Here is a 12,451-nt window from a genome sequence, read left to right on the forward strand (position 1 = left end):
TTCCGTTAAAACTTCAGTTCTTGGGGCTGCTGAGCAGTATGTGGGTGTGCAGCGCCCGCATAGACTTTCAGCTTACGGTACATGTCGCGACCCAGTGGGTTTTTAGGCAGCATGCCTTTAACCGCGGTCTCGATCACGCGCTCAGGGGCTTTGGCGATCAGCTTTTCAAAGTTGATCGACTTGATGCCGCCCGGGAAACCGGAGTGGGAGTAGTACATTTTGTCAGTGGTTTTAGCACCGGTAACACGAATCTGCTCAGCGTTGATTACGACGATGTAGTCGCCGGTGTCAACGTGAGGAGTGTACTCAGGCTTGTGCTTGCCACGCAGACGGCTCGCGATTTCGGTGGCCAGACGACCCAGGGTCTGACCAGCAGCGTCGACGACAAACCAGTCGCGCTTTACTGTTTCCGGTTTAGCAGTAAAAGTTTTCATTCTTTATAGCCTCAGGGGCCGCCCTGTAAATTAGACGGCGGATCTTACTGAATAGTGCGTACTTTGACAAGTCAAAGGCAGCCGGATACAGACGCTTTCGGGGGCTCGGGTCGGCGCGTCCGTTCAACGGCAAGATTCTTCGGCGGCGGCGCATCACTTCCACTGCAGAAAGAGGTCGGCAATTATGCAGATTGCGAAAAATATTTCAACCTGCTTTTATGATTGTTTTGCCCAAGGAGCACCCGATGGACTATCGCCAGCTAGGCCGTACCGACCTGAACGTGAGTGCAATCTGCCTCGGCACCATGACCTGGGGCGAGCAAAACACTGAAGCTGAAGCCTTCGCCCAGATCGAAAGGGCCAAAGAGGCCGGGATCAATTTCATCGACACCGCCGAGATGTACCCGGTGCCGCCGAAAGCCGAAACCTACGCCACCACCGAGCGCTACATCGGCAATTACTTCAAAAGTCGCGGCGATCGCGCCGACTGGATCCTCGCCAGCAAGATCGCCGGCCCCGGCAACACCATCGACTACATCCGCGACAAGAACCTGCGCCACAACCGCCAGCACATCACCGCCGCGGTGGATGCCAGCCTTGAGCGCCTGCAAACCGATTACATCGACCTGTACCAACTGCACTGGCCGGAGCGCAGCACCAACTTTTTCGGACAGCTGGGCTACAAGCACAAGATCGAAGCCAACCTGACCCCGCTCGAAGACACCCTCGAAGCACTCGACGAACAAGTGAAGGCCGGCAAGATCCGCCATATCGGCCTGTCCAACGAAACCCCGTGGGGCACCATGCGTTTCCTCGCCCTGGCCGAAGCCCGTGGCTGGCCGCGCGCGGTGTCGATCCAGAACCCGTACAACCTGCTCAACCGCAGTTTCGAGGTGGGTCTGGCGGAAATCGCCATCCGCGAACAATGCGGCTTGCTCGCCTATTCGCCGCTGGCGTTTGGTTTCCTGTCAGGCAAGTACGAAGGTGGCGCCCGTCCGCCGAAGGGCCGTCTGAGCCTCTATAGCCGCTTCAGCCGCTATTTCAACGCACAATCGGAAGCAGCGTGCAGCCGATACGTGGCGCTGGCCCGTGAGCACGGTCTGGATCCGGCGCAGATGGCCTTGGCTTTTGTGACGCAGCAACCGTTCGTCACCAGCAACATCATCGGGGCGACGACGCTTGAGCAACTGGACAGCAACATCGCCAGTTTCGATCTGAAACTTTCCGATGAAGTGCTGGCAGGGATCGAGGCGATTCACAAGGATCACCCGAACCCTGCGCCTTGATCCCTCCCTTCCCGCCTGATGGTTCCCACGCTCCGCGTGGGAATGCATCCCGTGACGCTCCGCGTCACATCCACAACGGAACGCGGAGCGTCCCCGGCGGCGTTCCCACGCAGAGCGTGGGAACGATCATCAAAGCGAGCGCGCAATAATCTCCTTCATGATTTCATTGGTGCCGGCATAAATCCGCTGCACCCGCGCATCCGCCCACGCCCGGGCCACCGGGTATTCCCACATGAAGCCGTAACCGCCATGCAACTGCACGCACTCGTCGAGGACCTTGCATTGCAGGTCGGTGCCCCAGTATTTCGCCATTGCGGCCGTCGGCACATCCAGCTTGCCTTGCAGATGTAATTCGAGACATTTATCGACGAAGACCCGGCCGATCTGAATCTCGGTGGCCATCTCCGCCAGCTTGAAGCGCGTGTTCTGGAAGTCGGCAATCGCTTTGCCAAAGGCCTTGCGATCACGGGTGTAATCAAGCGTCCATTGCAGCGCGGCTTCGGCCGATGCCAGACCACCGATGGCCACGGTCAGACGCTCCTGCGGCAATTCCTGCATCAGATAAGCGAACCCTGCGCCGGCCTGGCCCAACAGATTTTCCTTCGGCACGCGAACGTCCTGGAAGAACAATTCCGAGGTGTCCTGCGCCTTCATGCCGACTTTCTCCAGGCGCTTGCCCTTTTCGAAACCCGGGGTATTCGCTTCCACCAGAAACAGGCTGGTGCCCTTGGCGCCCGCCTTCGGATCGGTCTTGGCGACCACGATCACCAGGTCCGCGAGAAAGCCGTTGGTAATGAACGTTTTCGAGCCATTGATCACATATTCGTCGCCGTCCAGCACAGCGGTGGTCTTCACGCCTTGCAAGTCGGACCCCGCACCCGGCTCGGTCATGGCGATGGCCGTGACCATCTCGCCCGAGACCAGTTTCGGCAGATATTTTTGCTTCAACGCCTCACTGCCGTAATGCAGGATGTACGGCGCGACAATGTCCGAATGCAGCGAGAACCCGATACCGGTCAGGCCCAGTCGCCCGACCTCCTCGATCACCACTGCACTGTAGAGAAAGTCCGCCCCCAGCCCGCCGTACTCTTCCGGCAGGTGCGAGCAGAGCATCCCCGCCTCCCCGGCCTTGTTCCAGAGTTTTCGGTCGATGTGGCCTTGTTTCTCCCATTGCGCGTGGAACGGCACGGCCTCCTTTTCGAGGAAGGTTCGTACGCTGTCGCGAAACAATTCGTGCTCGGAGCTGAACAAGGTTCTGGGGATCATGCGGCACCTTTCTTTGTTGTTGGGGGGAGATGACCTTCAGAGACTAAGCCTCCCCTCCCACACAGGACACTGGACACATCCGACAAAAAATAAGACGATCCAGCCGTCTGGTGACCACTTTCCCTTATAAAAACAAAACAAAAGTTGAATTATGTCCAAGCACGTCTCCACGCCCTTGCGGCGCGTCAGCATCCTGGCAATCGACCGGGTTTTCGCTTCCACTCTCATGCAAGCCAAGGATTTCTTCCATCTGGCCAGCCTGCGTTATGGCAAACAACTGGGCCACGGCCTGACACCGGCGTTCGAAACGCGCCTGGTCAGCCCCGACGGCAAACCGGTGAACAGTTTCAGTGACGTGGTGATGCCGGTCGACGGCGGTCTGGAAAACGCCGACGTCATTATCCTCCCGGCGTTCTGGGACGATTTCGACACGCTGTGCGCCCGTTATCCCCAAGTGTTGCCTTGGCTGCGTGAACAGCACGCGCGTGGCGCGGTATTGTGCGGCGAAGCCACCGGGGTGTTCTGGCTGGCCGAGGCCGGCCTGCTCAACGGCAAGGAAGCGACCACTTACTGGCGTTTCTTCAATGCGTTTGCCGAGCGGTTCCCCAGGGTCTACCTCAATCAGGACAAGCACCTGACCGATGCCGATAACCTGTACTGCGCCGGCGGTACCACCTCGGCCTGCGACCTCTACATTTATTTGATCGAGCGCTTCTGTGGCGCCAACGTCGCACAGGCCGTGGCCCGCGACATTCTCTACGAAGTGCAGCGCAGCTATGCGCCAGGCCGTATCGGTTTCGGCGGGCAGAAGCTGCATCAGGACGTGATCATCCTGCAGATCCAGCACTGGCTCGAAGAGCATTTCGCCGACAAGTTCCGCTTCGAAGACGTCGCCCGTGAGCATGGCATGAGCATCCGCAATTTCATGCGGCGCTTCCAGACCGCCACCGGTGACAAGCCGTTGCATTACCTGCAACGGCTGCGCATCGAGACGGCGAAAGGCTTGCTGTCCGGCAGCCGCAAGAGCATCAAGACCATCAGTTACGAGGTCGGCTACGACGACGCGAGTTTCTTTGCGCGGCTGTTCCGCCAGCACACGGAGCTGTCACCGAACCAGTATCGGCAGCAGTTCCAGCAGGCTGCGTAGCTTTCTGTCCACACACAAACCCTGTGGGAGCTGGCTTGCCAGCGATGGCGTCGTGTCAGGTGATACTTATTTCTCTGACGAACCGCTATCGCTGGCAAGCCAGCTCCCACAGGGATCTCAATGCGTTCGAGGTTTTCTCCGGCGCATAAAAAAGGGCCTGCAATTGCAGGCCCTTTTTCGTTGCCGAAAATCCGCTTAAGGCTTGTGTGCCCGCGACAGGAATTCGTGCGATTGCATCTCCAGCAAACGGCTCAGCGTACGCTGGAATTCGAAGTTCAACCGGCCACCGGTGTACAGATCCTTCAACTCGACTTCAGCCGAAATGATCAGCTTGACGTTGCGGTCGTAGAACTCGTCGACCATGTTGATGAAGCGGCGAGCGATGTCGTCGGTGGTGACGCTCATCTGCTCGACACCGCTGAGCAACACGGCGTGAAAGATCTTGCCCAGTTCGATGTAGTCGTTCTGGCTACGCGGGCCGTCGCACAATTCGCGGAAGTCGAACCACGCCACGTCATCACAAGTGCGCAGAGCACGGATCTCGCGGTTCTCGATCATCAGCACGTCGTTTTCGACCGCAGCAGTGCATTCCGGTGTCAGCGCCTTGAAGCTCTTGCGCAGGCTTTCGTGAGCGGCTTCGTCGAGCGGATAGTGGAACAGCTCCGCTTGTTCGAGGTGACGCAGACGATAGTCGACACCGCTGTCGACGTTGACGATCTCGGTGTTCTGTTTGATCAGCGCGATGGCCGGCAGAAAACGCGCACGTTGCAGGCCGTCCTTGTACAGACCGTCCGGGACGATGTTCGAGGTCGCAACCAGGGTCACGCCGTTCTTGAACAACTCCTCCATCAACGTGCCGAGGATCATCGCGTCGGTGATGTCGGAAACGAAGAATTCATCGAAGCAGATCACTCGCGACTCGTCGGAAAAACGCTTGGCGATGATGGTCAGCGGGTTTTTCTCGCCGCCGAGGGTTTTCATTTCTTCGTGCACACGCTTCATGAAGCGGTGGAAGTGGGTGCGGGTCTTTTCCTTGAACGGCAGCGCTTCGAAGAAGGTGTCGACCAGGTAAGTTTTGCCGCGACCTACGCCGCCCCAGAAATACAGGCCCTTGACCGGCGTCTGATCCTTTTTGCCAAACAGTTTGCTCAGCAGGCCCGGCTTGTTCTGATCGGCGGCGATCAGATCGTCGTACAGGCGCTGCAAATGACGCACAGCAGTTTCCTGCGCGGCATCATGGAAGAAGTCCGGGCGTTTCAGATCAGCTTGGTATCGTTCTAGGGGCGTCATAATTCGTTAGCAAGGCAACAAAAACGGGCCGTCACTGTAGCGACGGCCCGTGGGAATGGCAATCGGCCCTTGGTCGGACCGTGCCGCCGATTAGTCCTGAACCGGGGTCAGCGCAACGCGCAGAGCCTCGATGGCCGCGTCCCGCGCCGCCACATCGGCGAATGCCGGGCTGTCGCCAACGCACTCGCCTTGCAGCCAGACGCTGAAGCTCAGGGCTTCGCTGCGCACGTCCAGCGGCTGGCCGGATTGCAGCTGTTTGGTCACCTGGCCTGCGGCTTTGCCGTCGGCGAAGTTACGCGACAACAGCAATTGCTCGCCATCGGCCGCCAGCAGACGGAAACGGAAGCTGCCGTCGTCTTCACGAAAGCTGACGAAACGCGCGGCTTTCGCGGCTTTCTTCTTGGTGGTTGCAGCGACTTGCACCTGATTGACGAAAGAACGCAGGCCAACCGCTTCACGCAATTCATTGAGGAACGGCGTTGCCACAGCACGGGCCTTCTTGGCGCCGATTTGCAGGATGTCTTCCAGATCCGCCGGGCGCTCGATCAACTGGTGATACTTGTCGCGCGCTTCGCCAAGATCATTGTCGAGCAACTGGAACAGACGATTTTTCGCCTCGCCCCAACCCAGACCACCGAGCAGTTCACTGCGGAATTCGTCGGCCTGCGCTGGCGTGGCGAAGGCCTGGAACAGGGTGAACAGGTGCGAGTTGTCCGGGTCTTTCGCTTCGCCGGGCGCTTTGGAGTCGGTGACGATCCGCGAGATCGCGTCCTTCATTTCCTTGGCGCTGGAGAACAACGGAATAGTGTTGTCGTAGCTCTTCGACATCTTGCGACCGTCGAGGCCCGGCAACGTCGCCACGCTTTCTTCAATCAGTGCTTCGGGCATGGTGAAGAATTCTTTGCCCTGACCGAACAGGTGGTTGAAACGCTGACCGATATCGCGGGCCATTTCCACGTGCTGGATCTGGTCACGACCGACCGGCACTTTGTGCGCGTTGAACATCAGGATGTCCGCCGCCATCAGCACCGGGTAGCTGTAGAGGCCCATGGTGATGCCGGCGTCCGGGTCTTCACCGGTTTCGACGTTCTTGTCCACCGAGGCCTTGTAAGCGTGCGCGCGGTTGAGCAGGCCTTTGGCGGCGACGCAGGTCAGCAGCCAGGTCAGCTCAGGGATTTCCGGGATGTCGGACTGGCGGTAGAAGGTCACGCGGTCGACATCGAGGCCGCCGGCCAGCCAGGTCGCGGCGATTTCCAGACGCGAGCGCTGGATGCGCAGCGGGTCATCGCATTTGATCAGGGCGTGGTAGTCGGCCAGAAAGTAGAACGAATCGGCATTGCTGTCGCGGCTGGCGAGAATCGCCGGGCGGATAGCGCCGGCATAGTTGCCCAAGTGCGGCGTGCCGGTGGTGGTGATGCCGGTGAGGATACGGGTACGGTTCGTCATGGGTAATCGCTTGTCAGACTGCAATCAATTCGAGAGACGCGGCAGGATCAGATCCTTGAGATCGGTCAGCTTGCCATGAAAAAAGTGTCCGCATTCTGCCACTTTCAGCAGCTCATGGGGGCGCTGGAGTTTTTCCGACCAGTCGTAAACCAGCTGCGGATCGATGACTTCGTCGGTTTCTGGCTGGATCACGGTGAGTTCGCCCTGTTGTGGCAGTTGATCCTCTTCGCCCAGACGCATGACCGCCGGGGCGACCATGAACAGGTGCTTGAGCTGCACGCCTTGCGCTTCAAGATGGCCGCCGAGACTTGCTGCAACAAATCCACCGAAGGAGAAACCGAACAGAGTCAGTGGCAGATCCGGGTGTTTCTCGCGCAACCATGCGGCGGCCGCCTGGGCGTCGTCGACTTCACCGGTGCCCATGTCGTGCGAACCTTCGCTGGCACCGACGCCGCGATAGTTGAAGCGCAAGGTGATCAGACCGGCGTCGCGCGCTGTGCGCTGCAGGGTCGAGACGACCTTGTTGAGCATGGTGCCGCCCTGCACCGGGTTCGGATGGCAGATCAGCGCGATGCCGCGCGGCTGCTCGTTGTCCAGGTACAAGCTCTCTAATTGACCCACCGGGCCGTCAATCACAACTGGGGTTTCACGCATCAGCAAGGAAGGAACTCCGTGACCTCGAATCGGGTCGACTCGTCTAGCAAATTGTCTGTGCCAATCTATTGCGAGTGAATCGCGGTATACAGCGCAGGTTCGAGCCGTTAACGTAAAGCAAAGCCGTTTATAGAGGAAGGACTCGTGGAACACTCGCTCTTAGTTTGGTTGTTACCGACTCTTGCCCTGGTTGTGGGTGTCGCCATTGGATTCCTGATCGCGCGCGTTGCGCCGAACGCCGCGCCAAGCCGTACGCAGCGTCAACTGGATGATATCCAGGAGCGTTTCGACAGTTATCAAAACGAGGTGGTCACCCACTTCAACAGCACCGCGATGCTGGTCAAGAAACTGACCCAGAGCTATCAGGAAGTGCAGGATCATCTCGCCGAGGGCGCCAATCGTCTGGCCCTGGACGAGCAGACCCGCCAGCGCCTGATCGCCGCCCTGCACGCTGACGCGGCAGTCGCGCCACGTGAACGCCTGACGCCACCGCGTGATCAGGAGCCTCCGCGCGACTACGCACCGAAGACCCCAAACTCGCCGGGCATGCTCGATGAGCACTACGGTTTGAAGAAGTAATCGGTCTTCGCTGACAAACAAAAAGCCCCCGGACAATTCGGTTGTCCGGGGGCTTTTTTGTATGTGTGGAACACAAATTTTGTGTACACCATCAAACCCTGTGGGAGCGAGCTTGCTCGCGAAGGGGCCAGCACAGTCCACACACAAAAATGCCCGATCACCAGGACCGGGCATTCTTCATTCAGGTATTCACTTACGGATACTGCTGAACCGTACCCGGCTGCTGTTGCTGCGGAGCACCATACTGCTGGCCCGGAATTGCCTTCAGGTTGACCTCGACCCGACGGTTCTGCGCCCGGCCATTCACATCGCCGTTGCTGGCAATCGGGTTATCCGGACCGGCACCACGCGCCGACAGGTTGGCACCGCTGACACCTTGCGAGGTCAGGTAGGTCGCCACACTCTGCGCACGACGCTGGGACAGGTCCATGTTGTGCTGGCGGCTGCCGGTGCTGTCGGTGTAGCCGACGATTTCGATCTGGTTCTGACTGAACTCTTTCAACGAGCCCGCGAGGTTATTCAGCGGCTGGTAGAAGCTCGAAGCGATGTTCGCCGAATCGGTGGCGAAGGTGATGTTGCCCGGCATGATCAACTTGATCTGATCGCCCTGGCGCTGCACTTCAACGCCAGTGTTGGCCATGCTCGCGCGCAGTTTCTTTTCTTGCTGGTCGGCGTAATAACCGTAACCGGCAGCGGAAGCACCGACCACAGCGGCGCCGATCAATGCGCCTTTGCCGCGGTTGTCGTGACCGATGGCGGCACCGGCCAGTGCGCCGGCGAGTGCACCGAGGCCACCGTATTTGGCGGTTTTGCTCATGCCTTGCGAGCCACCGTCGGCCTGGCCCTGATTGTCATACGGGTTGGGCGAGGCGCAGCCGGACAGCAAGGCCACGGCAGTAGCGACAATAATCAAACGACGCTTGGTGAACATGGAGAGCTCCTGGTTATGCATTCTATGGCGGCCCTTTTGACAATGGACCTGTGCGGGCGTTGGATCCTGACAATGCACAAAAATTCCGCCGGGCACTCGTGACAAAATATTTAAGCCCTGACGAACGGGTTCTCACGCATTTCATCGCCCAACCGTGTATCGGGACCATGCCCGGTGACCACCGTGGCGTCTTCGTCCAAGGTGTACAGCCGCTGCTTGATCGAACGCACGATGGTCGCCTGATCACCGCCCCACAAATCCGTGCGCCCTACTCCGCGACGAAACAGCGTGTCGCCGGCAATCAACAGCTTAGCCTCGGAAAACCAAAAGCTCATGGAACCGGGTGTATGTCCGGGCGTATGCAGTGCGACGCCGCAACCGCAGGCCAGCTCTTCGTCATCGCTCAGCCAGCGATCTGGCGACGGTACGGGCGTATACGGCACACCAAACATCTGACATTGCATTTCAAGATTGTCCCAAAGGAACTGGTCTTCCTTGTGCAAGTGCAGGGTCGCGCCGGTTTTTTCTTTCATCTGCCCGGAAGCGAGGAAGTGATCGAGATGCGCGTGGGTGTGAATGATGCTGACGACTTTCAAGCCATGCGCATCGAGGCGCGCCATGATCAGGTCAGGATTTCCTCCGGGGTCGACAACGATGGCTTTTTTGCTGATCGGGTCGCCGATGATGGTGCAGTTGCACTGGAGCGGGCCGACAGGGAAGGTTTCGCGAATCAGCGTAGAAGTTGGAGCAGACATGAACATCCTCGGCAAACGGCAATTAACGTTTCTCAGGATTTTACTGTAAGGGCCGATAAAGAACGCCAGGTCAGATATTTGGCGCCATCAATCAGAAAATAATGGCTCAATGATATCAAGCGCACAAATTCTGGTGCAAAATCGCATTTTTTGTAGCGGTCGCATTCAGGAAGGGCCGCATAGTACTCAGGAAATTCCGCATGCCAACGCCCAAGACATTCACTTTCGCACTACCTGCCTCTCTTACTGGAAACGCCATTGTTGACAGCCTTATTTCCGGAAACTATTGGCTCGGGTCCAACTGGCCATTCGGGGGTGCGACCGAACTCAGCTACAGTTTCATGGTACCGGGAACCGCGAAGTTCGCCCCGTTCTATAGCCCGGAACGTGAATACAACGCGCTGTATGAGTTGACGGATGCGCAGAAAACTACGGTCATCAGCGCCTTGGGAGCATGGAGTGCGGTTGCCTCTCTCAACTTCACGCTGACCACCGACGACCGGGACAACGTCGGCGACCTACGTTTTGGTGGCTATCGGTGGATGGACAACAAAACTGCGGCCTGGGCTTACTTTCCTGACAACCTGCCTGTTTCCGGCGACGTATGGATCGGTCCGCAAACCAGCAATCCGGATCCGGTCAAGGGCACCTACGATTACATGACATTTGTTCATGAAATTGGCCATGCGCTGGGACTCAAACATCCCTTCGATACCAGCGCCACTAACAATACCGTGCTGAATCCACTTCTGGACGATGTCCACTTCACGGTAATGAGCTACAACAGTAACTACTCTTATCAGCCAACGACACCGATGGTGCTGGACATCCTTGCGATTCAAAGCCTGTATGGCGCCAATATGCTCTGGCAGACAGGCGACACCGTTTATAAGTGGGATGCCAACCAGTCAATCTTCGAGACTATCTGGGATGCAGGCGGTAACGACACCATTGATGGCAGCAATCAGTTGGCGGCCGTCAATATCAACCTGAATGAAGGCAACTACAGCCATATCGGCAAAGCCTTCACGGATCTGAACAGCAACACCGACATCAACGACGGCTTGGCAATTTCGTACGGGACCAAAATCGAAAACGCTATTGGCTCAGCGTTTGACGATGTCCTGACGGGTAATGAACTGGACAACGTTTTAACCGGCGGGGCCGGTTCGGACACTCTGGATGGGGGAGCAGGCACCGACACACTTATTGGTGGTACGGGCGACGATACCTATGTCGTTGATAGCCAGAGCGACAAGGTCGTCGAAGCGGCCGCAGAAGGCCACGATGTGATTCGCTCCTCTGTCAGCTACACCCTTTCGGCCAACGTCGAGGACGGGATGCTGCTCGGCAACGCCAACCTCAACTTCGCCGGCAACGCCCTTGATAATGTCCTGACCGGCAACGCTGGCAACAATATTCTTGCAGGCTACGCTGGCAATGACACGCTCGACGGTGGTGCCGGAGCCGATACCCTTATCGGCGGTAACGGCGACGACATCTACTACGTCGACAGCCAGAGTGACGTCGTCACCGAGCTCGCCGGCGAGGGCCACGACGTGGTCCGCACCTCAGTCAGCTACACCCTCTCCGCCAACGTCGAGGACGGTGTGCTGCTTGGCAGCAGCAACCTCAACTTCGCCGGCAACGCCCTCGACAATACCCTGACCGGTAACGCCGGCAACAACATCTTCGACGGCTTCGCGGGCGCCGACACCATGATCGGTGGCGCTGGCAATGACACCTACTACGTCGACAACATCGGCGATGTGATTGTCGAAACCAGTGCGTCGCTCAGCGAGATCGACACGGTTTACGCCTCGCTGGACTGGACCCTGGGCGCCAATCTGGAAAATCTGGTATTACGCGGCAGCGACAACCTGAACGGTACTGGTAACGGGCTTAACAACAGCCTCACTGGCAATGCTGGCAACAACACCCTCAATGGTGGCGCCGGCAATGACACGCTTGATGGCGGCGCTGGAATCGACACGCTTATCGGCGGCACCGGCAACGACATTTACATCGTTGATAGCCAAAACGATGTGGTTATCGAAGTGGCCGGTGAAGGTCGTGACACAATCCGCACATCTGTCAGCTACACCCTGTCGGCCAACGTCGAGGACGGTGTGCTGCTAGGCAACGCCAACCTCAACATCACCGGCAACACCCTGGATAACACCCTCAACGGCAATAGCGGTGACAACCTGCTTGACGGGGGCATGGGCATCGACACGCTAGCCGGCGGTGATGGTAATGACACTTACCGTGTTGACAACACCCAAGACGTCATCATCGAAACAGCTACTGCTAACAGTGGCATCGATACTGTACAGGCGACTCTCCACTGGACGCTCGGTGCAAACCTGGAGAACCTGATACTGCTGGGTGACGCTAATCTGAACGGCACCGGCAACGCTCTTGACAACAACATCACCGGTAACGTCGGCAACAACATTCTCGACGGTGGTGCCGGTGCTGACACCATGGTCGGTGGCGATGGCGATGACATCTACTACGTCGACAGTCAGAGCGACAAAATCATCGAAGCTGTCGGCGAAGGTCACGACGTAGTGCGTTCCTCCGTCAGCTACACCCTCTCGGCCAACGTCGAGGACGGCGTGCTGCTGGGCAGCAACAACCTCAACTTCGCCGGTAACGCC

General features: G+C 58.2%; 11 protein-coding genes. 4 read left to right on the plus strand and 7 right to left on the minus strand.

Annotation, left to right across the window (positions count from 1 at the left end):
• Positions 1-5: 5 nt before the first annotated feature.
• A complete protein-coding gene (gene rplM / locus WA225_RS04225) occupies positions 6-434 on the minus strand; it encodes a 50S ribosomal protein L13 (RefSeq protein ID WP_007917032.1) in 429 nt (142 codons plus the stop codon).
• A 245-nt stretch (positions 435-679) separates the two neighbouring features.
• Between rplM and WA225_RS04230 the strand changes: the two genes are divergently transcribed.
• Positions 680-1,720 (plus strand): NADP(H)-dependent aldo-keto reductase, encoded by a 1,041-nt coding sequence (locus WA225_RS04230; protein WP_007917033.1) that lies wholly within the window; start codon positions 680-682, stop codon positions 1,718-1,720.
• A 129-nt stretch (positions 1,721-1,849) separates the two neighbouring features.
• Here WA225_RS04230 and WA225_RS04235 read toward each other — a convergent pair whose 3' ends face one another.
• A complete protein-coding gene (locus tag WA225_RS04235) occupies positions 1,850-2,986 on the minus strand; it encodes an acyl-CoA dehydrogenase family protein (protein WP_422606979.1) in 1,137 nt (378 codons plus the stop codon).
• A gap of 250 nt (positions 2,987-3,236) precedes the next feature.
• On the opposite strand from WA225_RS04235, the gene WA225_RS04240 reads away from it, so the two are divergent.
• Positions 3,237-4,133: a GlxA family transcriptional regulator gene (locus WA225_RS04240; RefSeq protein ID WP_422606985.1), complete on the plus strand. Its 897-nt coding sequence runs from the start codon at positions 3,237-3,239 to the stop codon at positions 4,131-4,133.
• Positions 4,134-4,328: 195 nt separating this feature from the next.
• Here WA225_RS04240 and zapE read toward each other — a convergent pair whose 3' ends face one another.
• From zapE to WA225_RS04255, 3 genes are all read right to left on the minus strand, one after another.
• Positions 4,329-5,423 carry a cell division protein ZapE gene (gene zapE / locus WA225_RS04245; RefSeq protein WP_016985150.1) on the minus strand — a complete coding sequence of 365 codons (1,095 nt, stop codon included), beginning with the start codon at positions 5,421-5,423 and terminating at the stop codon, positions 4,329-4,331.
• 90 nt (positions 5,424-5,513) lie between these two features.
• Positions 5,514-6,869, minus strand: coding sequence for a tryptophan--tRNA ligase (locus tag WA225_RS04250; protein WP_422606980.1), 1,356 nt, complete (start codon positions 6,867-6,869; stop codon positions 5,514-5,516).
• Between the two features lie 24 nt (positions 6,870-6,893).
• The gene (locus WA225_RS04255; RefSeq protein WP_422606981.1) at positions 6,894-7,523 is read right to left on the minus strand and encodes an alpha/beta hydrolase; all 630 of its coding nucleotides are present in this window, start codon (positions 7,521-7,523) and stop codon (positions 6,894-6,896) included.
• A 144-nt stretch (positions 7,524-7,667) separates the two neighbouring features.
• Between WA225_RS04255 and WA225_RS04260 the strand changes: the two genes are divergently transcribed.
• On the plus strand, positions 7,668-8,102 hold the full coding sequence (locus WA225_RS04260) for a YhcB family protein (protein ID WP_007917055.1): 435 nt from the start codon (positions 7,668-7,670) through the stop codon (positions 8,100-8,102).
• A gap of 193 nt (positions 8,103-8,295) precedes the next feature.
• Here WA225_RS04260 and WA225_RS04265 read toward each other — a convergent pair whose 3' ends face one another.
• Both WA225_RS04265 and WA225_RS04270 read right to left on the minus strand, forming a co-directional pair.
• A complete protein-coding gene (locus WA225_RS04265; protein WP_422606982.1) occupies positions 8,296-9,033 on the minus strand; it encodes an OmpA family protein in 738 nt (245 codons plus the stop codon).
• Between the two features lie 110 nt (positions 9,034-9,143).
• A complete protein-coding gene (locus tag WA225_RS04270; RefSeq protein WP_320336342.1) occupies positions 9,144-9,788 on the minus strand; it encodes an MBL fold metallo-hydrolase in 645 nt (214 codons plus the stop codon).
• A 200-nt stretch (positions 9,789-9,988) separates the two neighbouring features.
• Between WA225_RS04270 and WA225_RS04275 the strand changes: the two genes are divergently transcribed.
• Positions 9,989-12,451: M10 family metallopeptidase C-terminal domain-containing protein (locus tag WA225_RS04275; RefSeq protein ID WP_422606983.1), on the plus strand; the 2,463-nt coding region annotated here is incomplete at its 3' end.

It is taken from the genome of Pseudomonas sp., assembly GCF_049300855.1.
Taxonomy (GTDB): domain Bacteria; phylum Pseudomonadota; class Gammaproteobacteria; order Pseudomonadales; family Pseudomonadaceae; genus Aquipseudomonas.